We start from the raw sequence: 24,729 nt of genomic DNA on the forward strand, positions 1-24,729 counted from the left end.
ATGAGCAACATCCCGCCCGTCGCGGACCTTCTCGACTTGTCCGGCCGCACAGTCATCGTGACCGGCGCCAGCGGCGGCATCGGGTCCGGGATCGCCCGCCGCTTTGCAGAGGCAGGCGCCAATGTCGTGTGCCACTACCAGTCCAACGGCGCGGCCGCCGAGGCCGTCGTGAAGGGCATCACTGCGGCAGGCGGCAAGGCCGTCGCCAGCCAGGCCGACATTTCGACCACGGCAGGCGTCGATGCGCTCGTAGCGCATGCAGTCTCCCGTTTCGGCGACCTCCATGCCATCATCAACAATGCCGGCCACCAGCCCGTGGAAATGCTGATCGATGTTTCGGAGGCAAGCTTCGCCAGGATGATGGCGATCAATGCCGGCGGGCCTTTCCTCCTGACGCAGGCGCTGGCGAAGCACGTGCGCTCGAGCGGCTCCGGCGGCGGCGCCGTGGTCAATATCGCCTCGATCGAAGGCCATCAGCCGGCTCCCGGCCATTCGCACTATGCGACATCCAAGGCCGCGCTGCTGATGTTCACCAAGGCCGCCGCGCTCGAACTCGGCGCGCTCGGCATCCGCGTCAACTCGGTGTCGCCGGGCCTGATCCATCGCGACGGCATCGAGGAAGGCTGGCCGGAAGGCGTCGGCCGCTGGAAGGAGGCGGCGCCCATCGGGCGGCTCGGCCGGCCGGAGGACATCGCCGACGCGGCGCTGTTCCTCGTCTCGGATGCGGCTCGCTGGATCAGCGGAGCCGATCTCATCGTTGACGGCGGCGTCAGCGCCCGTTCGACCTGGTAAGCCAAGACAAAGGACGAAAAGAATGAAGACGCTTCAGGACAAGGTCATTGCCGTCACCGGCGGTGCCGGAGGCATCGCCCGCGGCATCGCCGAGGCGATTCTGGAGGCCGGCGGTAAGGTCGCGCTGCTCGATCTCGCCGGGACGAAGCTCGCTCCCGTCGCACAAGCGCTCGATGCGGGCGGTACCAATGTGATCGCGGTCAATGCCGACGTCACCGACCCGACGAGCCTCGACGGAGCCTTCGCCGCAATCGCGGAGAAGTTCGGCCGCTTCGACGGGCTGGTCAACAATGCCGGCGTGATCCGCATGGGACCGGCCGAAGCAGCGACGCCGGCCAATCTCGATCTGGAACTGGCCGTCAACGTGAAGGGCGTCGCGCTCGCCTCGCAGGCGGCGGCGCGCCGGCTGGTCAATGGCGGCGCCATCGTCAACATCGCGTCAAATGCCGGCAAGGTCGGCTATCGCAACATGGCCGGCTACAACGCCTCGAAGGCGGCCGTGATCAGCCTGACGCGTTCGCTTTCGCTCGAATGGGCAGAGAAGAAGATCAACGTCAATGCCGTCTGCCCGGGCGGTGTGGCCACCGACATGCTGAAGACGGTCGCGGATTTCATCACCGGCGAAGACGCATCCGAATCGGAAAAGATGCTGAAGAACATGGTCCCGCACCAGCTTGGCCGTCACATCCAGCCGATCGAGGTCGGCCGCGTCGTGGCCTTCCTGCTCTCGGATGCCGCGCAGATCATCCGCGGCCAATCGATCAGCGTCGACGGCGGCGACACGCCTTACTGAGCCGAGGCGGCCGGCGTTCCTCGGCCGGCTTGTCCGGCCGTGCAGCCGAACGAAATCGCCAGCCGGTTCCACGAATTGATCGCTTCTGTCATACGGCGACATAGACGATCTCGCTCGTCGAGAACTGCCTTTCGACGCGTTGCCGGGCTGAAGATCGCCCTGCCCAGAACGGCGATTTTCAAACGAATACAGTGCATTTGCGCGAGTTCTTCAGTTTTCGCTTGCCGCAACTAACCGCCTTTGCGGCGAAACAGTTTCGCCGCATCGGCAATGCCCTCGGTCTTGTGCCGACAAAGCGTTGGCGACAGGTTGGCGCCCGTTTGTGCGGGCAACCACTGCTGGCGCCAAACGAACGGTCGACGCGGGAGGGGTCGCAACGCGCCATCGCGCCTTCCCCCGCGCACAGGCGGCAGCCGAGGGGCCTGGTCTCTCGCGCCACCGTCGATGGGGGACTGCCCGCAGCATTCCCGGCCCATCGCGACCGCTAGTTGCGCGGGAGGATAGTCAATGCTGGAGAAGTTCTTCGAACTGAAGGAAAACGGAACGTCCGTGCGCACCGAGGTCGTCGCCGGCGTCACCACCTTCCTGACGATGTCATACATCATCTTCGTCAACCCTGAGATCCTGTCGTCGACGGGAATGGACCGCAACGCGATCTTCGTCGCGACCTGCATCGCCGCAGCCTTCGGTTCGCTCATCATGGCGCTGGTGGCGAACTGGCCGGTCGGCATGGCGCCGTCGATGGGGCTGAACGCCTTTTTCGCCTTCACCATCGTCGGCACGCTCGGCTTCACCTGGCAGCAGGCGCTCGGAGCGGTCTTCATATCGGGCGTGGTGTTCCTGATCCTGACGGTGACAGGCGTGCGGAGCTGGCTGATTGCAGGTATCCCGCACTCCATGCGCAGCGCAATCGCCGCCGGTATCGGCCTGTTTCTGGGGATAATCGCGCTCAGGACGTCAGGTATCGTGGTTCCAGCCGAAGGCACGCTCGTGCAGCTTGGCGACATCACCCAGACGGGCCCGCTGCTGGCGATGCTGGGTTTCTTCATCATGGCGGCGCTCGACTTTCTCAAGGTGCGCGGCGCCATTTTGATCGGCATATTGGTGGTCACCGTGCTGTCGATGCTGCTGGGAGTGTCGCAGTTCAACGGCATCATCTCGATGCCTCCCAGCCTGGCACCGACCTTCCTTCAGCTCGACATCATGGGCGCACTCGGCGGCGGCCTGCTGCAGGTACTTCTGGTGCTTGTGCTGGTCGAGGTCTTCGACGCGACCGGGACGCTGATCGGCATCGCCAAGCGCGCCGGGCTGATCCATGACAAGAAATCGGGCAGGCTCGGCAAGGCCCTGCTCGCCGACAGTTCGGCCATCGTGGCCGGCGCGCTGATCGGAACGTCGAGCACAACGGCCTATGTCGAGAGCGCTTCGGGTGTGCAGGCCGGCGGCCGCACCGGGCTGACGGCGCTGGTGATCGCAGCGCTTTTCCTTGCCGCGCTGTTCTTCGCGCCGATCGCCGGCTCGGTGCCGGTCTACGCGACCGCTCCGGCGCTGCTCTATGTCGCCGGCCTCATGATGCGCGAGTTGCTCGAGGTCAACTGGGAAGACGTCACGGAGGCCGCCCCCGCGGCACTGACCGCCCTGATGATGCCGTTCACGAATTCGATCGCGAACGGCCTGGCCTTCGGCTTCATCAGCTATGCGGTGCTGCAAACGCTCACCGGACGTCCCGGCAAGGTGCACCCCGCGACATGGCTGGTCGCGGCGCTGTTCGTCGCCCGCTTCGTGTTCCTCTCGCACTGAACGTTCGAGCCGCGCCCGGCGGGCGCGGCATGGTCCCCGGGATCGATGGCCCAGCCTTCCCCGGGGAAGTCAGCGCTCGTTGACCAGCCCGAGGATGAGCTTGTGGACGTTGCCGCCATCGCTCATCTCGATCCGGTCGAATTCGCGGCTTTTCCGGCGCTGCTCAAGCGACAGCTCTGCCAGGCGCTTCGTCAGCTCTGTCCTGATCTTGCTGCATTTGGGGTCGCCGGGGACGGAAAGCCCCACGCTCACGGCTTCGATCTGCTTCACCATGTCGACAATGATGTCGCCATGCACCTTTTCATGCGCCCGCACGCCGGTGATGAAGGTTTCCCAGTATTGGCGTAGGCCCGCGGGCAGTTCCTGGGACGGTTTCGGCAGCGTATAGGTGATGATGAGCTTGGGCTTGGCGGAGACGAGCGTGCAGCCGCCGCCCTGCGGCTCGTAATTCCTCGACCAGGTGAGCTTGAAATTGGTGTGGGCAATGGCGCGCCCGACGCCGATCTTCGGCCCGCGCTCCCCGATCGACCGATAGAGTTCGAGCCCCGATTTGCCCGAGATCGCATAGGCATCGACCTTCTCGACCGCCTGCCATTCCGCGGCGGCGGCAAGGGTGGGCGATGCAAGAAGAGGTACCAGCACCAGAAATCGCAAGCCTGTCTTCACGCGAATCCCTCTGCTTTTGGCCGACGGCTTGCGCTAGATTCCCTGTTTTCGGCCTCGTGTGAAGATGTCAAAGAATCCTCTGTTGGCCCGGAGGTGACTGCGTGGCCGCAAACGGCAAATGAACGTCCATACTATTCCGGTCAGCCGGGCTCGGGGCCTTCACGGATGGCGAGGGCCGCCGGATGGGCGGCCCTTTGTCGGTCATTTCCAGCGGCCGGGGTTCCATGCCTCGCGATCCAGGGCAAGGTCGGGGAACTTCGCCGGATCGAAGATCGGCCTCTGCACCCCCGCCTTCAACTGCGAACGAAAGTCGTTCACGATGCGCATCGCGGTGGGAAAGAGCATCAGTATCGCGACGAGGTTCACGAGCGCGAGGACCCCCATCATCGGGTCCGAGAAGAAAAAGACCGCTGTCGCCGACGGCGCCGCCGCACCGAGGAAGACGAGGCCGAGGATCAGCACGCGCAGCGCCGTGATCGCCATCGGTGCGTCGGTGATCGCCGCCAGCGCGTTCTCGCCCAGATAGACATTGTAGATGATGGAGGAGAAAGCGAAGAGCAGGATCGCCGCCGTCAGTGCATAGCGCGACCAGTCGCCGAAGTGGCTGGCCAGCGACTGCTGGGTCAGCACCACGCCGTCCACGCCTTCGGCGCCCGCCACATAGACATCACCCAGCAGGATGATGAAGGCCGTGCAGGAGCAGATGACGATCGTGTCGATGAAGACCGAGAACGACTGGGTGATGCCCTGGCTGACCGGATGGCGGACGAGCGCGGTCGCCGCGACGTTCGGCGCCGAGCCTAGGCCCGCTTCGTTCGAGAAGAGCCCGCGACGCAGGCCCTGGGCGATTGCTGCGCCCATGCCGCCGGCGATGGCTTCCTCATAGCCGAAGGCGCCCGAGACGATGCGAGCGATCACCCCGGGAATCTCGGTGATGTTCATGAGTATGACGATCACTGCCAGCCCCAGGTAGCCGAGCGCCATGACCGGCACGACGACGTCCGCCGCCTTGGCAATGCGCTTGATGCCGCCGAAGATCACGAGACCGGTGACGACGGCAAGGGCCGCGCCGGTGATAACCCGGTTGATGCCGAGCGAATCCTGAACTGCGCCGGCGACGGTGTTGCCCTGGAAGGCGTTGAAACCAAGGCCGAAGGCCGCCAGCAGACAGACCGCATAGACGATGGCAAGCCAGTTGTAGTTGTGCCCGAGGCCACGGCGGATGTAGTCGGCCGGGCCGCCACGGAACGATTTTTCACCGTCGGTGCGCTTGTAGAGCTGGGCGAGCGTGCACTCCACGAGGCTCGTGGCCATGCCGACGAGCGCGATGCACCACATCCAGAAGACCGCGCCGGGCCCCCCGAGCGTGATCGCGACGGCGACGCCGGCGATGTTGCCGCCGCCGACGCGGCCACCCACCGAAACCAACAGCGCTTCGCGCGCGCTGATGGCATTGGGGTCGGAGTTCTGGTTCTTGCCCGACAGCACGCGGAACATGCGGCCGAAGAACTCGATCTGCACGAAACCCGACATGATTGTGATGAACACGCCGAAGACCACGAGAATGGGGATGAGCGACCATCCCCAGGTGAGGCTATCGACATATCCGAACAGCGATCTCAGGAATTCCATTTGTCCCTCCTTTCACTGGCGGCGGAAGCCGCTGCATATGGCGCACGCATGACGGGTTCGGCTGCAGCCTTTCCCAATTGCGCACAATGGATCCTATTGATCCTTTGGCAATCTCCTAAAGCATCGTTCAGCACCACTCCTCCCCAGAAATTGGACGATCCCGGTTCAGTCCCCTCGCCGCGGCGCGTCCGAGAGTTCGATCCAAAGCCGAACAAGGGCGGCTTCGGGGGTCTCGGCTCCGCCGTTTTCGACGCCAGCCCGCCAGAGTGCGGCACCGGCGGCATAGGTGCCCGGCATCAGGCCGCCGGACTCGCACTGGCTGACGGCGCGAATACGGCAGCCGCGGGCGATTGCGGCGGCCAGAACGGATTCCAGACCGGGGTCCGACATGACCGTTCCCGCGCCGAACACCCGCAACACTGCCCCGTCGAGTTTGTCGAGGACCGCGTCGACCGCCCCGGCGGGCAGGCCGGGCGACAATGTCAGGATGGCAAGGCGACGGGAGGCGAAGCGGCGTGTCCGAAGGGGGGTCGGGATGGGCGGCTGGGGGACTGAGCGAAAGGCATCCGCGCCGCGCGAGTCATGCTTGACCAGTCCGGCGGCGGGCAGAAGCCTTCCGGCAAAGGCGAGCCAGACCCCCGGCGCAGCACGCTGCGCCGCCTCGATCGCAACCGCGAGGTTTCCTTCGGCGTCGCCGCCGGTGTTGAGGGGGTGCATGGACCCGCAAAGGACGACCGGTAGATCGATCCCGGCCAGCGCCTGCGACAGAGCCGCCCCGGTGTAGGCCATCGTGTCCGTCCCATGGGCAACGATGACCCCCGTGCCCCGGAAGCCGGCGATCGCGTCGATCATCCGGTTCCAGTGCGCAGGGCCCATCTCGGCACTATCCACCAGCGGCTCGAAGACATGGACCGTGGCGCGGACGCCCTCCGGCGCCAGCATGTCCACTGCCCGCTCTACCGCGCCCGTTGCCGGGGTCAGCCCGTCCGGCCCGGGGAGCATACCGATGGTGCCCCCGGAATGCAGGATCATTATTTCCGACACGTCGGCCCGGGAGTTCGCCCTTCGCGTTGATGTCATCGACCGCGATCCGCGTCGCCTCGCCGACCGCCACCGAATCCGGCGCCGGCCCTTCCCGCGAGCGAGCGGGCCACGAGCGCGTGGGCGACCAGATCAGTCACGTCAACGAGCGACTTTTCGGTTTCGATGTCGGAGATCAGCGGCAATTCGGTGCAGGCCAGCAGCACCACGTCCGATGCAAGACTTTCCACAAGCTGCGCGAAGCGCGGACGAAGCGAGGGTGAGTCGCTTCCAAGCCGCTTGACGTCCTCAATCAGATGATGAAGCGCAGCCTGATCCCCTGGCAGTTCGACTTCCACCCGATCGGCCAGGCCGCGATAGGCTGACCATTCGCCCATTGCCGTCACCGGTCCGGCGCCCAGGAGCGCCACCCGTCGGATCTCCGACCGCACGATCCAGTCCTTGATGACCGATTGGAACGAAACCAGTTCCGCCTTCAGCCCCAGTTGGGCGATGCGCGGCGCATACCAATTCAGCGTGTTGCAGGCGATGGCATAGGCATCGACCTGGGGCGCAAGCGCCGCGAGCGACTTCCGCATCGCCGACCAGACGGCTTCCTCGTTGGTGGCAAGGTCCATGGACAGCCCGAGCCTCGGCTCCGAAACGACCACGACACGCGGAGCGTCGAGATCGCCGCGGAAGCCCGCGCCGATTGCCGCCTGATTGCACTTGAGTATCTTGGCCCAGAGATCGAGCCCGGCCTCCGGCCCAGAGCCGGCAACAATGCCAATGCTCGCGCGCGCGCCGCTGTTCGGGCTTTCGTCCGCCTGCATGGAATTCTCCAACTTTGGGCAAGGCGCCTTTAGGCGCATAAATAGAGCCAAAGTGCACCATGGAATCCTTCGGCAATAATCTGCGCCTGCTCTGCGGCTACCGACCGTCGATTTCGCGCGTGGCTCAGGACCTCAAGATCAATCGGAGCCAGCTCAACCGCTATCTCGCAGGAAGTTCGTTCCCGCGCGGCGCGCTCATGCGGCGGATTTGTGATTACTTCGGGGTCGAGCCGCATGAGATCGTCATGCCCGAGGATGACTTCGCCCAGATCGTCAAGCTGCGCGGTCTCGCCTCCGACACGCTCGCCCGGACGCTGCGCCAGCACTTCGACCGGATCCTCGCTCGGAACGACCCGCGGATTTTCAACCTCGTGGGGACATTCTTCGAGTACTACTACTCGATGTCCTCGCGCGGGCAGATCGTCCGGGCGCTGGTGGCGTTTACCCTGGACGGAGATCATATCTTCTATCGGCGACTGGAGCGCATGGGGGCCTTTGACCGGCCCTGCGACCGGCATTACCGCTATCAGGGCGTTGCATTGATGACCGGGGACAGGATCTTTCTGAACGACTACGAATACGGCGCCGGCATCGAAATCACGCAGACCGTCCTTTATCCCGACTATTCACATCGCTGGACGCGACTGCATGGCGTAAAGGTCGGCGTTTCGGCCAATCGCGACCATGTGCCCTGCTGCGTACGATCCTATCTGGAACGGACAATGCCGCGGATGCCCCTGTTCGCAGCCCTGCGCAAATGCGGACTGTTCGACAGCGACAGTCCCGAAATCCCCAAGCACGTCCTGCCGATGATCGACAACGCCCGCTCGGGACCTCATGTGTTCGACGCATTTTCAGACGAACGGGAATAATCCTTCGCCCGACCTTCGCGCCCAAGGCGAGTTGTGATCGGCATCGATGCGGCCGTCGGCTGCGCTGAAATACCCCTGCGGTTCAACGACATCGCAACCGTCGCGCGCGGTCTTTGTGTTCATCAAACGGATCGGTCGCCATGGCGCGGTCGCGCGACTGGACTGCATTCTCCCGACAATTGCCATGCGGTGCGGGCGATCAACCGCGCTGTTCCCACACCGCTCGTCACATGCATATTTACGCCGCCTGATGTCGCAGGCTGACATCCGGGCGTCGGATGGGCCCTGCCTAATGCGTTCGGGATGGAAGAGGCTGCTTGACCAGCCGAAGCAAGAGCGAGGAGTAGATTTGATGTCCAGTGAGCTCGAATATCTGGCTCGCCGTGTCGCCGTCGGCAAGATCAGCCGGCGCGCGTTTCTCGGCCGCGCGGCCGCCTTGGGGGCGAGCACGGCCTTCGCCGGTTCGCTGCTCGGCGGCGCGGCGCGCGCCGCCGGACCGCAGAAAGGCGGCACGCTGAAGGCCGGGCTGGTCGGCGGGGAATCGACCGACGGTCTCGACCCCGCGAAGATCAACAATCAGGTGACGGGCGCCTTCGCCCGTTGCTGGGGCGAGAAGCTCACCGACATCGACGACAAGGGCAAGCTCGTCAACCGGCTGGCCGAAGAGGTCGGGGCGTCCGACGACGCCAAGGTGTGGACCTTCAGGATCCGCAAGGGCGTCACCTTCCACAACGGCAAGGAACTCGACGCCAGCGACGTGCTGGCCACGATCGAGCGTCATGCCGGCGAAGGCAGCAAGTCCGGCGCGCTCGGCATTCTGAGGGGGATCGATTCGATGAAGGTCGAGGGTGGCGACTTCGTCGTCTCGCTCAAGGAAGCCAATGCCGACCTGCCCTTCCTGATGTCGGACTATCACCTCATTATCCAACCGAACGGCGGCAAGGATGGTCCCGACGCCGGCATCGGAACCGGGCCCTACAAGATAGCCGCGCATGAGCCCGGCGTGCGCGAGATCGGCGCCCGCCACGAGGGTTACTGGGACACGGCGCGCGGCCATGCCGACCAGATCGAGATCCTGGTCATCAACGATGCCACTGCCCGGACCGCCGCCCTGCAGGGCGGCCAGATCCACATGATGAACCGGGTGGAGCCGAAGATCGTCGACCTGATCAAGCGCGTTCCCGGCGTGAAGATCCAGAACGTTGCGGGCGCTGCCCACTATGTCTTCGCCATGCAGTGCACGACGCCGCCCTTCGACAACAACGACCTGCGGCTGGCGCTGAAACTTGCCGTCGACCGCAAGGAGATGGTCGACAAGGTGCTGCGCGGCTACGGCACGGTCGGGAACGACATCCCCGTCAACGCCTCCTATCCGCTCTTCCCCGAAGGCATAGAGCAGCGCGAGTTCGACCCGGAGAAGGCCGCGTTCCATTACAAGAAGTCGGGCCACAGCGGACCGATCACCTTCATCACGTCCGATGTCGCCTTCCCCGGCGCGGTCGACGCGGCCCAGCTCTTCCAGCAGAGTTGCGCCAAGGCGGGCATCACGCTCGACGTGCAGCGCGCACCGGGCGACGGCTATTGGGCCGAGGTCTGGAACAAGAAGCCCTTCTCGGCCTCCTACTGGGTCGGCCGGCCGACGCAGGACCAGCAATATTCGACGGCCTATCTGTCGACGGCCGACTGGAACGAAACCCGCTTCAAGCGCGAGGACTTCGACAAGCTGGTCGTGGCGGCCCGGGCCGAACTGGACGAGGACAAGCGTAAGGCGATGTACCGCGACATCGCCCTGATGGTCCGCGACGACGGCGGCGCCATCATTCCGATGTACAACGACTGGATCGATGCCGTCTCCGAGAAGGTCGAAGGCTATGTGCCTTACCCATCGGGCGAATTGATGGGCGGCCTTGCGCTGTCCATGTGCTGGCTCGCCGCCTGAACGCGCGCCCCGTCGGCAAAGACCTCGGGGTGTTCGCGCGAGAACACCTCGAGTTCCTCCATGACGGAATCGATATGCGCGCCCGTCGCCGCGCGCGCACCTTCGACGTCGCCCCTGCGAAGGGCATCGACGATCGCCGTGTGCTCGGCGAAGGTGAGCGCGTGCCGGCGCGGTGATCCGAGCAGCCGACGCGCCCGGTCCAGTGCCAGCCGCGCCTTCTCCACCGTCGCGCGAACCCGGGAAAAGCCGGCGGCGCTGACCAGCAGGTCGTGGAACTCCAGGTCGAGCCGGTGGAAGCCGGGACGGTCACCCGCCTCCATCGCCGCCTTCTGATAACGAAGGTTCCGCTCCACTTCGACAAGCAATTCCGGATCGCGCCGCGCTGCGAGCAGCGCCATGGTCTCGCCTTCCAGGGCGCGGCGCAGGAACATGTTCTCCCTGGCATCGGCGAGACGGATCAGCGACACCGTCGAGCTGCTCTGCGGCCTGATCTCGACAAGTCCTTCGGCCTTCAGCCGGTTGAGCGCCTCCGAGATCGGAAAGCGAGACACGCCGAAACGCGCCGCGAGCTCGTTCTTGTCCAGGATAGCGCCTGGCCGGATCTCAAGCGCCACGATCGCCTCGCGCAACGCGTCGACGACGCGCTCGGTGGCCCCGCCCTGTGGCCGGGCACCCAATCGTCCGGGCCTCGAAAGCATCGTCATGACGGCTCGCGCATCCCGGCCGGTGACCCTGTTTCGCTCTTGCGATTCATGCTAACATGTTAGTATGCTCGATGGCGTGATCCGTCAATCCAGCCACCTCGCCCGGCGAGGCCAGCCAGCGAACAGGAACCATCGATGAACTCTGACAAGGCCGCCTCACGGACATTGCGGCTGAGCGGCGAAGACAATGTCGTGGTGGCGGCCGACCGTATCGAGCCCGGCACCGTCATCGGTCCCGGCGCGGAGACCAGCCAGCGCATCCCCTTCGGCCACAAGATCGCGGCGAGACCGATCGCCGAGGGCGAAGCCGTGATCAAATTCGGCCAGATCATCGGTTTCGCCAGCAAGCCGATCGCCCCGGGCGACTGGGTGCACGAGCACAACGTCTTCATGCATGATTTCGAGCGCGACTATCAGATCGCGGCGGCGGCGCGGGCCGAGAACATCCTGCCCGTCGAGGAACAGGCGACCTTCCAGGGCTATCGCCGGGCGAACGGCAAGGCCGGCACGCGCAACTATGTCGGCATATTGACCAGCGTGAACTGCTCGGCATCTGTCGCGCGCTTCATGGCAGAAGCCGCGACCCGGTCGGGCATCCTCGAACAGTTCGGCAATGTCGACGGGGTGGTTTCCTTCACCCACGGCACCGGATGCGGCATGGCCGGGTCCGGCGAGGGTTTCGAGGTGCTGAAGCGCACCCAATGGGGCTATTCGGCCAATCCGAATCTCGGTGCCGTCCTGCTCGTCGGCCTCGGCTGCGAAGTGTTCCAGATCGGCCGCATGAAGCAGCTCTACGGCATCGAGGAGAGCGACACGTTCCGCACCATGACCATCCAGGACACGGGGGGAACCAGGAAGACCATCGAGCAGGGCCTGGAACGGATCAAGGAGATGCTGCCGATCGCCGACCGGGCAAGGCGCGAGACCATTCCCGCATCGGAGATCATGCTTGCGCTGCAATGCGGCGGATCGGACGGCTATTCCGGCATTACGGCCAACCCGGCACTCGGCGTGGCGGCCGACATATTGGTTCGCAACGGCGGCACGGCGATCCTCTCCGAAACACCCGAGATCTACGGTGCGGAGCATCTTCTGACCCGACGCGCCAGGAACCAGGCGGTCGGCGAGAAGCTGGTCGAGCGCATCCGCTGGTGGGAAGACTACACAAGCCGCAACGCGGGCGAGATGAACAACAATCCCTCTCCCGGCAACAAGGCGGGCGGGTTGACCACCATCCTCGAGAAATCCCTGGGCGCCGCAGCCAAGGGCGGCTCGACGACGCTCAATGCCGTCTACGAATATGCCGAGCCGGTCACCGAGAGGGGTTTCGTATTCATGGACACGCCTGGCTACGACCCGGTCTCGGCGACCGGCCAGGTGGCCGGCGGAGCCAACATGCTCTGTTTCACCACCGGCCGCGGCTCCGCCTATGGCTGCAAGCCGGTGCCTTCGATCAAGCTCGCGACCAACACGCCGATGTATCAGCGCATGATCGAGGACATGGACATCAATTGCGGGGACATATTGGCCGGCGTTCCGGTGGAAGAGAAGGGTCAGGAGATCTTCGAGGAGATTCTCGCCGTCGCGTCCGGCAAGCGCACGAAGTCGGAGGAACTGGGTTACGGCGACAACGAATTCGTCCCCTGGCAGATCGGCGCCGTCATGTAGCCGCCTGCACCGGGGAGGAAGCAGCCCGGTCGGGCGACCGGACGGAGAAGTCGAAGACCAAGGGGAAGCAAAAGGGAGGAATATCATGAAGAGAATTCTCACGACCGCTATCCTGGCGGCCGGCGTGGCAATCGCCGCCGGTGTTGCCCAGGCCGACACCTCGGACAAGAAGATCGCGCTCTCCAACAACTATGCCGGCAACTCCTGGCGGCAGGCCATGCTGAAGAGTTGGGAGAAAGTGACCGGGCAGGCCGTCACCGACAAGGTGGTGGCCGCCGCCGATCCTTTCACCACGGCCGAAAACCAGGTGACGGAGCAAGCCGCCCAGATCCAGAACATGATCCTGCAGGGCTATGATGCGATCGTGCTCAACGCAGCGTCGCCCGACGCGTTGAACGGAGCGGTGAAGGAAGCGTGCGACGCGGGCATCGTCGTCGTCTCCTTCGACGGCATCGTCACCGAGCCCTGCGCCTGGCGCATCGCCGTCGACTTCAAGCAGATGGGCAAGGACGAGGTGCTCTATCTCGCGCAGAAGATGCCGCAGGGCGGCAATCTGCTGGAGATCCGCGGCCTGGCCGGAGTCTTCGTCGATGACGCCATTTCCTCGGGCATCCATGAGGGCGTGAAGGAAAACCCGCAGTTCAAGATCGTTGGTTCCGTGCATGGCGACTGGGCGCAGGATGTCGCGCAGAAGGCTGTCGCCGGCATCTTGCCGTCGCTGCCGGAGATCCATGCGGTGGTAACGCAGGGTGGCGACGGCTACGGCGCCGCGCAGGCCTTCAAGGCGGCCAACCGTCCGACCCCGCTGATCATCATGGGCAATCGTCAGGACGAGTTGGCGTGGTGGAAAGAGCAGAAGGACGCCGGCGGCTACGAGACCATGTCGGTGTCGATCGCACCTGGGGTTTCCACCCTCGCATTCTGGGTCGCCCAACAGATTCTCGACGGCAAGGAAGTGCCGAAAGACCTGACGGTTCCCTTCCTGCGCATCGACCAGGACACACTGGAGACGAATCTCGAAACGACCGAAAAGGGCGGCGTCGCCAACACCGAGTACTCGCTCGATGATGCGCAGAAGGTGATCGCCGGCGCCAAATAGACGGATATAGGCAGAGGGCGCTGCCATTGATGCTGCCGACCCTGGAGGCCACCTCGCCTGACCACGGAGCCTGTCCTCGGGCTTGCCGGAGGCAAGACCCGCGGGCGGCCCGCCTCTCCCCGTCGTCCGGGGGAAGCCGGCCGCGAATCGGGCGCGCGAGGGAGCTCCACCTCGTCACTCCGAATTCGGAAATGCTGTAGCCTCATGTCGCAGCCTTCTGCCTCCCTCGTCCATCTCGATCGCGTGGCCAAGAGTTTCGGCGCCGTCCGGGCGCTGGCCAGTGTGGATCTGCAGATCGCCGCGGGGCGCTGCCTCGGCCTGGTCGGCCACAACGGCGCGGGCAAATCGACGCTGATGCACATTCTGGCCGGAACGCTCGCGACCGATAGCGGGCGGATCCTGGTCGACGGGCTCGACCTCACCGGGAGCTACGGCGTCGCCGGCGCGAACGCGCACGGCATCCGTTGTGTCTTCCAGGAGCTGTCTCTCTGTCCGAACCTGTCGGTGGCCGAGAATGCGCGCATCATGCATCCCTCGTTGAGAGGGTTCGGCTGGCGGCGCCGGGCCGCCCGGCTCATTCTCGACAGGCTCGACGCGATCTTCCCCGGCCACGGTATCGCGGCCGACGCCACGGTCGGCGACCTCTCGATCGCCCGGCGTCAGATGGTGGAGATCGCCCGCGCCTTTTCGGTCTCCGACCGGCCGGTCAAGCTCGTCATCCTCGACGAGCCGACCTCCTCCCTGGACGCGGTGCTTGCGGGACAACTCCTGGCCCATGTCAGGGCATTCGTGGCCGAAGGCGGTGCGGTCGTGCTGATCTCCCATCTTCTCGGCGAGATCCTGTCTACCGCCGACCGCATCGTGGTCATGCGCGACGGCAAGGTGGTGGCGGAGCGCGAAGCTTTCACCTTCAGCCGCGCGACGCTGGTCGAAAGCATGGGCAGCGTGGTGCGCGAGACCAGTTCGGGCGCTGCCGCCTCGAAGCGGCTTGGCGGCACGCCGCTTGTCGCGGCAATTCCTGTCGGACAGGACGGCGGACGCGGGCTGATAGCCCATCGGGGCGAGATCGTCGGACTCGCCGGCCTCGGCGGCCATGGCCAGACCGAAATGTTGCTCCGTATCTTCGAGGGTGCCGGGCGACGCGTGGCCGGCGTCTCCGTCTCAGCCCCGGCTGCGATCGTTGCGGGGGATCGACAGACGGACGGTGTCTTTCCGCTCTGGTCGATTGCCGAGAACATGACAATCGCCTCGCTCGCCGGCATGACGCGCCATTTCCTCATCGAGCCCGCGCAGGAAAAGGCGATGGCCGAGGCCTGGCGCAAACGCATGGGGATCCGTACCGACGACGTCGCCAACCCGCTGCTTTCGCTGTCGGGCGGCAACCAGCAGAAGGTTCTGTTCGCGCGCGCACTCAGCTCGGCGGCCGAGATCATCCTGATGGACGACCCGATGCGCGGCGTCGACATCGGCACCAAGCAGGACGTCTACGCTATGCTGCGCGCCGAGGCGGACAAGGGGCGGACCTTCCTCTGGTACACCACGGAGATGGACGAACTGAAACACTGCGACCACGTCTACGTGTTCCGCGACGGCCGGATCGTGGTCGATCTGCCACGCAGCCAACTGACGGAAGAGAAGGTCCTGCAATCATCCTTCGAGGCCGCCGCATGACGCAGTCGTTGCTGGCGCGCCATATCCGTGTCGCCCTGCCCGCCCTGTCGCTGGCGGTGCTGCTCGCCGCGGTCTTCTATATGCAACCGCGGGCGATGAGTTATGTCGGGCTCAACCTGCTGCTGAACCTCGCGCTGCCGATCGCCTTCGCGACCATCGCGCAGATGTTCGTGATCACGATCAACGAGCTCGATCTGTCGATCGGCGCCTATGTCGGCTTCGTAGCCTGCGTCGGCGCGACCTGGCTGCGCGACGATCCCGCACTGGGCGTTGCAACGCTCGCCGGGGGCGTGCTGGCCTACGCCGCCGTCGGCGCGCTGATCCATGTCAGGAACCTGCCGTCGATCGTGGTGACGCTCGGCATGTCCTTCGTCTGGCTCGGCCTCGCCATACTGGTGCTGCCGACCCCCGGCGGGAAGGCGCCGGACTGGCTGCGTGCCGCCATGACCTTCAAGACGCCGCTTTTGCCCCTCGCGATCTGGGCATCGATCCTGCTCGCCCTTGTCGTCCATGTCGGCCTGATGCGCTCCGCCTACGGCGCGGTGCTGCGCGGAGCCGGCGGCAATCCGCGATCCGTCGAACGCGCCGGCTGGTCGCTGCTTCGCGCCAAGGTCGTCATGTTCGCGCTCGCCGGCCTGTTCGGCATGTTCGCCGGGTTGACGCTGGTCGGGCTGACGACATCAGGCGACGCCAACATAGCCTTGCGCTACACGCTGCTGTCGATCGCCGGCGTTATCCTGGGCGGCAGTGAATTCACCGGCGGCCGCGTCTCGCCTGTCGGCGCCGTGATCGGCGCCATGACGCTGACCCTGGCAGGCTCCTTCCTGTCCTTCCTGCGCCTCGACCCGGACTGGCAGATCGGCGCCCAGGGCATCATCCTGATCGTCGTGCTGGCGCTGCGGGTCCTCATCAACCGGACGGAGGCGCGCGCAGCATGACCGGACGGCTCCGTCGGCTTGCGGACAGACCCTGGCTCTGGGCCTATATCGGAGCCTTGGCCGTCTGGCTCGCCACGATCGCATTCACCGAAGGCCGCGGCGGCGGCGAGGTGCTTACCGCCGCCCTCTCCTTCGCGACCTTCTCGGTCGTGGTCGCCATCGGCCAGATGTATGTGATCACTCTTGGACCGGGCAATGTCGACCTGTCCATTCCGGCAACGATAACGCTCGCGGGCGCAGTCGCCATGAAGATCATGGATACGCAGGATTCGATGATCCTGCCTGGTCTGGCCATCGCCGTCGGCTGCGGCGCCGGCGTCGGCATGCTCAACCACGCGCTGATCCGCCTGCTCCGCATTCCGCCGATCATCGCGACGCTCTCGTCGAGCTTCGTGGTGCTTTCGGCCGCCATCTCCTACAGCCGCGGAATCCGGATCAAGCCGCCGCCCATGCTCGCCGAGTTCACGACCCTGGTCCTCTGGGGCGTTCCGGTGCTCGCCGTCGTCATGATCCTCGTCACTGGCGCCATGAGCGTCGTGCTTCATCGTACGATCTACGGCCGGACCGTTACCGCCATCGGGCAGAATGCGCGCGCCGCGAGGCTTGCCGGACTGCCGGTCGATTGGACCCGTTTCGCGACCTATGTGCTGTGCGGCGCCTTCGCCGGCCTCAACGGCTATCTGCTTTCGGGCTTCTCCGGAGGTGCGGCGCTCAATATGGGGCAGGAATATCTGCTGGCTTCGATTGCGGTCGTGGTCATCGGCGGCACCTCCGTCGCCGGCGGCTCGGCCAATCTCCCCGGCCTGTGGGGCGCGGCGATGCTGCTCTTCCTGCTGGTCACCATGCTCAACACCTTCGGCTTCGGCGCCGGCATACGCCTGGTGCTGACCGGACTGATCATCATCGGCGTCATCACACTGGCCGGCGGCAAGCGGGCCTTGCGCTGAAACAACGGAGGAACAGCCTGGACCTCCTGAGCGACGGCTACGAATATTCGACAAGAGGTATCGCCACCTGACGGCGCCTATCAGGCCACGAGAATGTGAACCGCTCCGGGCCCCCGGAGGCTTCACCTTCTTAAGGCTTGGAGCTTCCGCCAAACCCCGGGGCGGTTGAGGCTGCCGCTGATCGAAACGAGGCCTGTCATCTGACGCAACGCACCTGTTATCAGGCGGCCGAATGCTGCCTCAGCAACCGCACCAGCATTCGTCTCATGTGATCCTGACCACCGAAGAAGATCGCGAGGACCCGGACATCGCCCTTGTCTTCGACAATATCGAACCAGACGACGGCCCGGCCAAGCGTGACGTCGCGCAGGCCGGGAAGGACGTCGTCATGCATGGTCCCGCCATAGGGTGCTCTTGGAAGTGCTTCAATATCCGCGCGGATTGACTGAACACGCTCTTCGGCGCGCTCCACCGCAGTGCCGGCCGCTTCACCGAATTCGATACGGCTCTCGAAGAGAAAGTCGAAGATAAGTTCGAAATCACGCTCCGCATCCACCGAGAACGTGACCTTATGCGCCATGCGCGGCGCGCTTCCTGTTGGCGATAGCGGAAATCCTGTCCTTCATCGTCGCGCCAGAGACGAATTCGCCCTCCCGGCGCGCCTTAACAAGCTTTCGGAGCGCCGCAACTTCAAGCTCCTCGCCTTCTGTCCGCAGGCGCAACAATTCCAGCCCTTGCTGAAGCACGGCGCTGACACTCGGATATCGTCCCTGCTCAACAAGCTCGCGCGCAAAGGCGTCCTGGCTGTCGGTCAGCGAGATGGAGGATTTGACGGTCATGGGCGCCCTTCTTTCTTGTACATGGTGCTACCTGGTAGCACTCTCGTCAAGGCACATCAGAGGGCAGCTGGCTGGGGCGCCAGGATTCGAACCTGGGAATGGCGGTACCAAAAACCGCTGCCTTACCACTTGGCGACGCCCCAACGACCGGTCATCCGACCGGCGCAGGCGTCTATACACACTGCATCCTGGCAAGACAATGACCTGCAAAAGAATGCGGTGGATTGAGCCACAGCAATCCAAGATTCACCGGGAGGCCGGTCAGGTCGTCTCTATGAAGGCGAACAGGATCTCGCGGGCCGCCTTGTGATCTCCATCCCTTACGGCGGCTTCGAGTCTGGCGAGTTCCTCGCGCAGATGCCAGCTCTCGCGCGGCTGCTTCTTGCCGTACATTATCTTGGGATGGACCGTCCGCTCGACATTTGCGGGATCGTAGAACAGTTCCTCGAAAAGCTTCTCGCCCGGTCGCGAGCCGACAACCCGGATCTCGATGTCGCCGCCTGGATTGTCGTCGTCCTTCACGGAAAGCCCGGCCAGCCTGATCATGTTCTCGGCCAGGTCACGGATGCGTACCGGCTCGCCCATGTCGAGCAGGAAGATCTCGCCCTGTTTCGATAGGCTCGCCGCCTGGATGATGAGCTCCGCCGCCTCGCTGGTGGCCATGAAGTAGCGGGTCATCTTCTCGTCGGTCAGGGTCAGCGGCCCGCCCTTCTCGATCTGTTCCTTGAACAGCGGCACGACCGAACCCTGCGAACCGATGACGTTTCCGAAACGTACGGAGCAGAAGCGGCCCCTGCCATTGCCCGTCTGGTCATGAGACGCGAAGCTGCGCACGATGATCTCGGCCCAGCGCTTGGTGGCGCCCATGACATTGGTGGGCCGCACGGCCTTGTCGGTCGAGATGAGTACGAAATACTCGACCTGGGCTTCGTGGGCGGCCCGCGCCACCACCCAGGTGCCGAGGACATTGTTGGCGATACCGCTGATCGGATTGATCTCGACCATCGGCACATGCTTGTAGGCAGCAGCGTGAAACACCGTGTCGATTGCATGGCTTTCGAAAAGCCGGCGTACCGCCGCTTCGTCGGTGACCGAACCCAGCACGGGCAGGGGCTTGCAACCCGGCTGCTCCCGCAGCGCACGTTCGATCTCGTACAAGGCGAATTCATCGACGTCGAACAGGATCAGCGCCTTGGGCCGCAGCGTGACGATCTGCTTGCAGAGTTCCGACCCGATCGAGCCGCCGGCACCTGTGACCAACACCGTCTTGCCGTTGATCGGGGCCTCTAGAATCGCCGGATCCGGCGGGACCATGGGCCTGCCGAGAAGATCGTCGATGCCGATGTCCCTGACCCTCGACACCAGATCCCCGCCGAAGCCGCTCGCCACGGACGGCAGGAAGCTGAGGCGGACCGGCGTCTTGGCAAGCGTTCGGAACATCGCCGCTTTCGACGCGCTCGCGACCTTGTCGGAGCAGACGATGATTTCCTGCACGTCGAGCGTCGCGATCAGCTTGATGATCCTGGCGGGATCATAGACGCGCAACCCGCCGACCTCGGCGCCGTGAAGCGGCGCATCGTCGTCCAGAAACCCCAGGAGAAGGTTGCGCGGATCATGTCTGAGGGCGGCCGAAAGCTGATGCCCCACGGGACCGACGCCGTAGATCAGTATCCGCTTCTGATTGACGACGTCTTCGACTGCCGCGCCGAGCAGGCGCTTAGCGAGAAACCGGCTGCCGGACAACAGCGCCGTACCGACGATGAAATAGATGATCGGCACAGTACGCGGCGCGCCTTGGATGCCGCGGAGCTCGGTCATATAGACCACTGCGAGCCATAGCGGAATCGAAAGCGCCAACGCCTTCATGATCGTCCAAAGCGTGGCTTCGGTGACGTAACGAACCACGACACGATAGAAGCCGAACTGATAGAGGATCGGAAGCGCGATGGCCGGGGCGGCGGCGATCAGTCCGACCTGCTTCGCGCTTGGCTGGAAGAACTCGCTCAGCCGGATCGAGTAGCTGAGCCAGAGCGCCAGAAACAGGACGAAAAAATCGAAGATGCCGAGCAGCACACGCTTTCGTGCCCGCGGCATCGAGATGAGCCAGGTGGAGGATGCGTTCAGCACGGTCGCCCTATCGTCACATGTGGCGGGTGGCTGGAACGGTCGCCGTGTTGCCCGGCGAGGAATGTTCGCGATCGTGCATGTTTCCCCTCGTCCGCGGTGCCACGGAGCGACGCGCGGTCCTTATCGCGCGAATGCCGGGGCAAATCAATGCGCGCGATCGGTGGCCGGCCCCAACAATCGACACACGCCCGGAGCGGTGGAATCGGTGCTGCGGCTCAGTCGAATTACCTCGAAACCGGTCCGATGCTCCGGGTGATGCCTGTTTCCGGCTCAAGCCGCCTTGAGCACCGCGCGCACGGAATCGATGATGAAACCCTGCGTCTCGGCATCGAGATAGGCGTGCATCGGCAGACTGAAGACTTCCTTCGCAACGCTCTCGCTGACAGGCAGACTGCCGCCGACCGACGGGAAGCCCTTGTAGGCCGTCTGCATATGCAGGGGCTTCGGATAATAGATTGCAGTCGGCACGCCCTTGTCCTTCAACGCGGCCACGATCGCGTCGCGGTCGCGACCCGGCGCGCGAAGCGTGTATTGCGCCCAGACCGAAACCGAGCCAGCGGGCACGGAAGGCGTGACCAGGACGTTGCCGAATCCTTCGTCGTAGGCGGCCGCGATCCGGTTGCGGGCTTCGATCTCATCGGGGAAGATAGCCAGCTTCTCGATCAGAATGCCGGCCTGCAGGCTGTCGAGCCGGCCGTTCATGCCGATGCGGACATTGTCGTAACGGTCTTCGCCTTTGCCGTGGAAGAGCAGCGACCGCAAGAGCTGCGCCATATCGTCGTCATTCGTGAACATCGCGCCGCCGTCGCCATAGGCGCCGAGCGGCTTGGCCGGAAAGAAGCTGGTGGTCGTCGCCATGCCGATCGTGCCGACCTTGCGCCCCTTGTAGGTGGCGCCGAAACTCTGTGCGGCGTCGCAAAGCAGCCAGAGGTCGTTCTCCGCGGCGACCGGCTCGAGCCGGTCATAGTCGGCAGGAAGGCCGAAGAGATCGACAGCGATGATGCCGGCCGGTTTCAGCCCAGCGTCTTTCGCCTCGCGGATCGCCGCCTTCAGGCTTTCCGGATCCATATTGTAGCTGTCCGGCTCGATGTCGACGAAGTAAGGAGTTGCGCCGAGCCAGGCGACGACTTCCGCCGTGGCGGCGAAGGTGAAGGAGGGACAGAACACCGCCTGTCCCTGGCCGACGTTCCTGGCCATCAGAACCAGGGCGAGCGCGTCGGTGCCGTTCGAGCAGCCGATGGCGTGGCGCGCGCCACAGAAAGAGGCCAGCCGGGTTTCGAATTCACCTACCTCCGGCCCGAGAATGTAGGCGCCATGGTCGAGCGTCCGCCGCATCGCGGCCTCCACACGATCGCGAATGCGAGCCTGCTGGGCGGCAAGGTCGATGAAAGGGATCGGAGTCTTCATGCCAATATGGTTCCCGATTTCGATCGGGCCACGGAACCGATGTGGCGGCTGCCATGGGCCGGGAGGTTCCCTAGACCGCGGTCAGGCTTTTTGCCAGCGGCCTGTCGGGCTTTTGCTGCGATCGCAATGACGATTTGTTGCGTCCGGAAAAGAACGCCTGGCGCGGCGGCGTCCCAAATGAATCAGGCGCCGGGAGCGGCGCCTGTATTCCAATCGTCCTCGCTTTGCCGCCTCAGCCGCGGAAGCGCTCGACGAGGTTCCAGGCGGCCGGCACGATCGCCGCGGCGAGTGCGACCTTGACGAGGTCCGTCACGATGAACGGCCCGACGCCGAAGGCGATCGCCTTCTCCGCGCCGAACAGATAAGCAAGCCAGGCCGCGCCTAGTCCGAGAATAGCCACCTCGCCGACGAGCATCGCGGCGAAGAGCTTCACGGGATGACGGTCCAGCCCCCGGTCGGCGGCCCAGCCCGCGATCGTGGCCGCGACGACGAAACCGACCAGGTAGCCACCCGTCGGCCCCGCCATATAGGCGAGACCGGCACCGGTCGCGAAGACAGGCAAGCCGACCGCACCCTGGGCGAGATAGGTGAGCAGCGTCACGAAGGCGAGATCACGCCCATAGGCGGCGCCGATCAGGAACACGGCGAGGACCTGCAGCGTCATGGGAACCGGCCAGAAGGGAACGGTCACCTTCGCCGAGAGCGCGAGCAAGGCCGTGCCCGCGATCACCGCCACCGCTTGCATCAGAAGGCGGCTTACCCCGTCCTGCGGGAACGCAAGGGAGATGAGCGGACGTGAGACTGCAGCGACGGCCATGAATAAACCCTTCCTGTGCGGGCCGGAACCTCCGGCGATCGGGTTTCGGTATATTGGCTTCCGTGCTAAGCGGCAAACGATTTTGCTGCGCAATACCGCACAACGGAGGAGCACGGCCGTGGCTCTGGAATTCGACATGACCTTCGACCCCGCTTATGGCCACGCCGTCCAGATAGCACCCAATGTGCTTCGGCTGACGGTCGAGAATCCGAGCCCATTCACCTTCCACGGCACCAACACCTATATCGTGGGCGAGCACGCCCTGGCCGTCATCGATCCGGGTCCGGAGGACGAGGCGCATCTTGCCGCCATATTGAGGGCGGCTGCCGGTCGGCCGATCAGCCATATCTTCGTCAGCCATACGCATCGCGATCACTCCCCCTTGACCACGCGCCTCAAGGAGCGCACGGGCGCGACGGTCTATGCGGAAGGACCGCATCGCCCCGCCCGGCCGCTGCGAATCGGCGAGCTCAATCCGCTCGATGCCAGCGCCGATACGAGCTTCCGCCCCGACGTTGCGCTGGCCGATCAGGCATTGGTGGAAGGCGACGGCTGGACGTTGCGGGCCATCCACACGCCCGGCCACGCGGCCAACCATGCAGTCTTCGCGCTCGAGGGCACGGGCCTCCTGTTCTCCGCGGATCACGTGATGGCCTGGTCCACTTCGATCGTGGCTCCGCCCGACGGCGCCATGGCGGATTATATGGCGTCGCTCGACAAGCTCCTGGAACGCGACGATCGATCATTCCTGCCCGGCCACGGCGGGCCGGTCACCGCGCCGCAGGCTTTCATGCGCGGCCTGAAGGCGCACCGGAAGATGCGGGAAAGGGCGATCGTCGAGCGGCTGGCAGCGGGTGACCGCACCATCTCCGAAATGGTCAGGGCCATTTACCGGGACACCGACCCGCGGCTGCACGGAGCTGCGGGTCTGTCCGTGCTCGCCCAGCTCGAGGATCTCGTCGCGCGCGATGTCGTCGCCACGCCGGCAGCCGTCGCCATCGACGCGGAGTACTGGCTGAGATAGTCGCGCCAAGGCCGAAACAACTTCGATCGATTCCCGTCGGTCTCGCCGGCTCTCATAGCAAGGCGCCGGATGTTGACACATCCGGTCGGTGTGATGCTGACGCATCCACCCGCCCCCAATCGCTGGCGCGACCCCTCCGGGCCGCTTGGCTTTCGCACCAGTGGCGTTGCGCGGTGGCGTGCCGCAGCGTCGATCTCGTTAACCGCTGGCGTCAGTTCTCCGGGGACTCCGGCGCGGCTACGCCTGCCTGGAGTTCGACTTCCTTGTCCGTCTCGTCGAGAAACCCGGCGATCCGCCTGCTATTGTCGCCGAGGTCGTGCCGGCCGAACCGGGATGCCGATCGCATGTCGACATAGGTGGACCCGCCCTCGTCCGCGAGGCGGATCGCGACGTCGGACGCAAAACCCAGGATCGTCGTACGGGCGACGAATACGATCGTGACGGCGCCGGGATCGAACTCGCTAGGCCCATTCGACGAGTATCTGCCGATTTCCGTCCAGCCATGCGCGGCGGCAAGGCCCTCGACGATCGGCTCGACGCGGTCGATCGGCAGTTCGTAGCGCCGACCGGTGATCTCCGGGTAGTTTTCCTGCTGGATCGCCGCGGCGTCCGCGCCGATCGTCGGGACCGGAATCATCGTATCGGTTTGCAGCCCGGCCGCGGCCGCAAGCAGCGGCGGGTCGGAAAGATCGGTCGAGATGTCATTGAGCTGCGGATAGACGAATACGCGGTAACCCGACACGAGGAACGGCGTCAGCACGGCGAGGGCAATCAGGCCGCCCAACACAGCATTCGAGGCACCCCGCTCACCGAGCGCCCAGACACGGGAGAAACCCGTTGCCGCCAGTATGAGGGCTGCGACCGCCAGGGCGCCGACGATCCCGAGGATCCACAACAACGCGACGGTCTCGAGCAGGCTGTAGCGATGCGCCAGTCCAGCGACGACGAAAAGCACCGCATCGAACCACGCGAGTCGCCGCGACCAAGCCGCGGCTGACGACGAGCGCCGCTCAACCAGAACCGCCATGCCACTTCGCATCAAGACCATCGGGCGCGTTCTAACGCATCGGTCCGAGAATCGGAATCGATTTCGGTGGAATACGATGCGCCGGTCCGAAGGGATACAGCGGCCGTGCCCGCT

The 24,729-nt window shown here is 64.8% G+C and carries 22 protein-coding genes and 1 tRNA gene; 11 read left to right on the top strand and 12 right to left on the bottom strand.

What is annotated here, in order from left to right; all coding sequences use genetic code 11:
- The 3 genes from JN280_RS30050 to JN280_RS30060 all read left to right on the top strand — a co-directional run bounded on the left by JN280_RS30050 (position 1) and on the right by JN280_RS30060 (position 3,385).
- Positions 1 to 792, top strand: a complete 792-nt coding sequence (locus JN280_RS30050; RefSeq protein WP_202307702.1) for an SDR family NAD(P)-dependent oxidoreductase — start codon at positions 1 to 3, stop codon at positions 790 to 792.
- Positions 793 to 814: 22 nt separating this feature from the next.
- Positions 815 to 1,585 (top strand): SDR family NAD(P)-dependent oxidoreductase, encoded by a 771-nt coding sequence (locus tag JN280_RS30055; RefSeq protein WP_202307703.1) that lies wholly within the window; start codon positions 815 to 817, stop codon positions 1,583 to 1,585.
- A 507-nt stretch (positions 1,586 to 2,092) separates the two neighbouring features.
- Positions 2,093 to 3,385: an NCS2 family permease gene (locus tag JN280_RS30060; RefSeq protein ID WP_202307704.1), complete on the top strand. Its 1,293-nt coding sequence runs from the start codon at positions 2,093 to 2,095 to the stop codon at positions 3,383 to 3,385.
- A gap of 69 nt (positions 3,386 to 3,454) precedes the next feature.
- Here the strand turns inward: JN280_RS30060 and JN280_RS30065 are convergent, their stop codons facing one another.
- From JN280_RS30065 to JN280_RS30080, 4 genes are all read right to left on the bottom strand, one after another.
- Positions 3,455 to 4,051 carry a DUF922 domain-containing Zn-dependent protease gene (locus JN280_RS30065; RefSeq protein WP_202307705.1) on the bottom strand — a complete coding sequence of 199 codons (597 nt, stop codon included), beginning with the start codon at positions 4,049 to 4,051 and terminating at the stop codon, positions 3,455 to 3,457.
- 201 nt (positions 4,052 to 4,252) lie between these two features.
- Complete coding sequence (locus tag JN280_RS30070) at positions 4,253 to 5,683, bottom strand: alanine/glycine:cation symporter family protein (protein ID WP_202307706.1); 1,431 nt, start codon at positions 5,681 to 5,683, stop codon at positions 4,253 to 4,255.
- Between the two features lie 165 nt (positions 5,684 to 5,848).
- A complete protein-coding gene (locus JN280_RS30075; protein ID WP_244742263.1) occupies positions 5,849 to 6,715 on the bottom strand; it encodes an asparaginase domain-containing protein in 867 nt (288 codons plus the stop codon).
- Positions 6,716 to 6,759: 44 nt separating this feature from the next.
- A complete protein-coding gene (locus JN280_RS30080) occupies positions 6,760 to 7,536 on the bottom strand; it encodes an aspartate/glutamate racemase family protein (RefSeq protein ID WP_202307708.1) in 777 nt (258 codons plus the stop codon).
- Positions 7,537 to 7,595: 59 nt separating this feature from the next.
- Between JN280_RS30080 and JN280_RS30085 the strand changes: the two genes are divergently transcribed.
- Together JN280_RS30085 and JN280_RS30090 are read left to right on the top strand one after the other, a co-directional pair.
- A complete protein-coding gene (locus tag JN280_RS30085; protein WP_202307710.1) occupies positions 7,596 to 8,408 on the top strand; it encodes a helix-turn-helix domain-containing protein in 813 nt (270 codons plus the stop codon).
- A gap of 352 nt (positions 8,409 to 8,760) precedes the next feature.
- The gene (locus JN280_RS30090) at positions 8,761 to 10,347 is read left to right on the top strand and encodes an ABC transporter substrate-binding protein (RefSeq protein WP_202307712.1); all 1,587 of its coding nucleotides are present in this window, start codon (positions 8,761 to 8,763) and stop codon (positions 10,345 to 10,347) included.
- Here JN280_RS30090 and JN280_RS30095 read toward each other — a convergent pair.
- Entirely contained in the window at positions 10,287 to 11,051 is a 765-nt protein-coding gene (locus JN280_RS30095; RefSeq protein WP_202307714.1) for a GntR family transcriptional regulator, read from the bottom strand. The genes JN280_RS30090 and JN280_RS30095 overlap by 61 nt on opposite strands.
- Positions 11,052 to 11,186: 135 nt before the next feature.
- On the opposite strand from JN280_RS30095, the gene JN280_RS30100 reads away from it, so the two are divergent.
- From JN280_RS30100 to JN280_RS30120, 5 genes are all read left to right on the top strand, one after another.
- Positions 11,187 to 12,719, top strand: a complete 1,533-nt coding sequence (locus JN280_RS30100; protein ID WP_202307716.1) for a UxaA family hydrolase — start codon at positions 11,187 to 11,189, stop codon at positions 12,717 to 12,719.
- A gap of 85 nt (positions 12,720 to 12,804) precedes the next feature.
- On the top strand, positions 12,805 to 13,818 hold the full coding sequence (locus JN280_RS30105) for an ABC transporter substrate-binding protein (RefSeq protein ID WP_202307718.1): 1,014 nt from the start codon (positions 12,805 to 12,807) through the stop codon (positions 13,816 to 13,818).
- A gap of 204 nt (positions 13,819 to 14,022) precedes the next feature.
- Complete coding sequence (locus tag JN280_RS30110) at positions 14,023 to 15,489, top strand: sugar ABC transporter ATP-binding protein (RefSeq protein WP_202307720.1); 1,467 nt, start codon at positions 14,023 to 14,025, stop codon at positions 15,487 to 15,489.
- Positions 15,486 to 16,427, top strand: a complete 942-nt coding sequence (locus JN280_RS30115; protein WP_202307722.1) for an ABC transporter permease — start codon at positions 15,486 to 15,488, stop codon at positions 16,425 to 16,427. Before JN280_RS30110 ends, JN280_RS30115 begins: the two co-directional genes overlap by 4 nt.
- Positions 16,424 to 17,374 (top strand): ABC transporter permease, encoded by a 951-nt coding sequence (locus JN280_RS30120; protein ID WP_202307723.1) that lies wholly within the window; start codon positions 16,424 to 16,426, stop codon positions 17,372 to 17,374. Before JN280_RS30115 ends, JN280_RS30120 begins: the two co-directional genes overlap by 4 nt.
- Positions 17,375 to 17,594: 220 nt before the next feature.
- Here the strand turns inward: JN280_RS30120 and JN280_RS30125 are convergent, their stop codons facing one another.
- The 6 genes from JN280_RS30125 to JN280_RS30150 form a co-directional block, all read right to left on the bottom strand.
- The gene (locus JN280_RS30125; RefSeq protein WP_202307724.1) at positions 17,595 to 17,954 is read right to left on the bottom strand and encodes a type II toxin-antitoxin system RelE/ParE family toxin; all 360 of its coding nucleotides are present in this window, start codon (positions 17,952 to 17,954) and stop codon (positions 17,595 to 17,597) included.
- Entirely contained in the window at positions 17,944 to 18,213 is a 270-nt protein-coding gene (locus JN280_RS30130; protein ID WP_202307725.1) for a ribbon-helix-helix domain-containing protein, read from the bottom strand. Before JN280_RS30130 ends, JN280_RS30125 begins: the two co-directional genes overlap by 11 nt.
- Before the next feature lie 68 nt (positions 18,214 to 18,281).
- Positions 18,282 to 18,356: transfer RNA gene (locus tag JN280_RS30135), tRNA-Gln, on the bottom strand.
- Between the two features lie 118 nt (positions 18,357 to 18,474).
- Positions 18,475 to 20,340, bottom strand: coding sequence for a polysaccharide biosynthesis protein (locus tag JN280_RS30140; RefSeq protein WP_202307726.1), 1,866 nt, complete (start codon positions 20,338 to 20,340; stop codon positions 18,475 to 18,477).
- A 270-nt stretch (positions 20,341 to 20,610) separates the two neighbouring features.
- Positions 20,611 to 21,747, bottom strand: coding sequence for a DegT/DnrJ/EryC1/StrS family aminotransferase (locus JN280_RS30145; RefSeq protein ID WP_202307727.1), 1,137 nt, complete (start codon positions 21,745 to 21,747; stop codon positions 20,611 to 20,613).
- A gap of 232 nt (positions 21,748 to 21,979) precedes the next feature.
- Positions 21,980 to 22,564: a biotin transporter BioY gene (locus JN280_RS30150; RefSeq protein ID WP_202307728.1), complete on the bottom strand. Its 585-nt coding sequence runs from the start codon at positions 22,562 to 22,564 to the stop codon at positions 21,980 to 21,982.
- Between the two features lie 118 nt (positions 22,565 to 22,682).
- Here JN280_RS30150 and JN280_RS30155 point away from each other — a divergent pair, with 118 nt between their 5' ends.
- Positions 22,683 to 23,588: an MBL fold metallo-hydrolase gene (locus tag JN280_RS30155; protein ID WP_202307729.1), complete on the top strand. Its 906-nt coding sequence runs from the start codon at positions 22,683 to 22,685 to the stop codon at positions 23,586 to 23,588.
- 211 nt (positions 23,589 to 23,799) lie between these two features.
- Here the strand turns inward: JN280_RS30155 and JN280_RS30160 are convergent, their stop codons facing one another.
- Entirely contained in the window at positions 23,800 to 24,615 is an 816-nt protein-coding gene (locus JN280_RS30160; RefSeq protein ID WP_202307731.1) for a DUF1499 domain-containing protein, read from the bottom strand.
- Between the last annotated feature and the right edge of the window lie 114 nt (positions 24,616 to 24,729).

The sequence above is a fragment of the Mesorhizobium sp. L-8-10 genome (assembly GCF_016756635.1).
Lineage (GTDB): Bacteria > Pseudomonadota > Alphaproteobacteria > Rhizobiales > Rhizobiaceae.

Bases quoted from the DNA above. Each gene is read 5' to 3' on its own strand.
- JN280_RS30050 (WP_202307702.1), top strand. From the start codon at position 1: ATGAGCAACATCCCGCCCGTCGCGGACCTTCTCGACTTGTCCGGCCGC.
- JN280_RS30055 (WP_202307703.1), top strand. From the start codon at position 815: ATGAAGACGCTTCAGGACAAGGTCATTGCCGTCACCGGCGGTGCCGGA.
- JN280_RS30060 (WP_202307704.1), top strand. From the start codon at position 2,093: ATGCTGGAGAAGTTCTTCGAACTGAAGGAAAACGGAACGTCCGTGCGC.
- JN280_RS30070 (WP_202307706.1), bottom strand. From the start codon at position 5,683: ATGGAATTCCTGAGATCGCTGTTCGGATATGTCGATAGCCTCACCTGG.
- JN280_RS30075 (WP_244742263.1), bottom strand. From the start codon at position 6,715: ATGATCCTGCATTCCGGGGGCACCATCGGTATGCTCCCCGGGCCGGAC.
- JN280_RS30080 (WP_202307708.1), bottom strand. From the start codon at position 7,536: ATGCAGGCGGACGAAAGCCCGAACAGCGGCGCGCGCGCGAGCATTGGC.
- JN280_RS30085 (WP_202307710.1), top strand. From the start codon at position 7,596: ATGGAATCCTTCGGCAATAATCTGCGCCTGCTCTGCGGCTACCGACCG.
- JN280_RS30090 (WP_202307712.1), top strand. From the start codon at position 8,761: ATGTCCAGTGAGCTCGAATATCTGGCTCGCCGTGTCGCCGTCGGCAAG.
- JN280_RS30095 (WP_202307714.1), bottom strand. From the start codon at position 11,051: ATGACGATGCTTTCGAGGCCCGGACGATTGGGTGCCCGGCCACAGGGC.
- JN280_RS30100 (WP_202307716.1), top strand. From the start codon at position 11,187: ATGAACTCTGACAAGGCCGCCTCACGGACATTGCGGCTGAGCGGCGAA.
- JN280_RS30105 (WP_202307718.1), top strand. From the start codon at position 12,805: ATGAAGAGAATTCTCACGACCGCTATCCTGGCGGCCGGCGTGGCAATC.
- JN280_RS30110 (WP_202307720.1), top strand. From the start codon at position 14,023: ATGTCGCAGCCTTCTGCCTCCCTCGTCCATCTCGATCGCGTGGCCAAG.
- JN280_RS30115 (WP_202307722.1), top strand. From the start codon at position 15,486: ATGACGCAGTCGTTGCTGGCGCGCCATATCCGTGTCGCCCTGCCCGCC.
- JN280_RS30120 (WP_202307723.1), top strand. From the start codon at position 16,424: ATGACCGGACGGCTCCGTCGGCTTGCGGACAGACCCTGGCTCTGGGCC.
- JN280_RS30125 (WP_202307724.1), bottom strand. From the start codon at position 17,954: ATGGCGCATAAGGTCACGTTCTCGGTGGATGCGGAGCGTGATTTCGAA.
- JN280_RS30130 (WP_202307725.1), bottom strand. From the start codon at position 18,213: ATGACCGTCAAATCCTCCATCTCGCTGACCGACAGCCAGGACGCCTTT.
- JN280_RS30145 (WP_202307727.1), bottom strand. From the start codon at position 21,747: ATGAAGACTCCGATCCCTTTCATCGACCTTGCCGCCCAGCAGGCTCGC.
- JN280_RS30150 (WP_202307728.1), bottom strand. From the start codon at position 22,564: ATGGCCGTCGCTGCAGTCTCACGTCCGCTCATCTCCCTTGCGTTCCCG.
- JN280_RS30160 (WP_202307731.1), bottom strand. From the start codon at position 24,615: ATGGCGGTTCTGGTTGAGCGGCGCTCGTCGTCAGCCGCGGCTTGGTCG.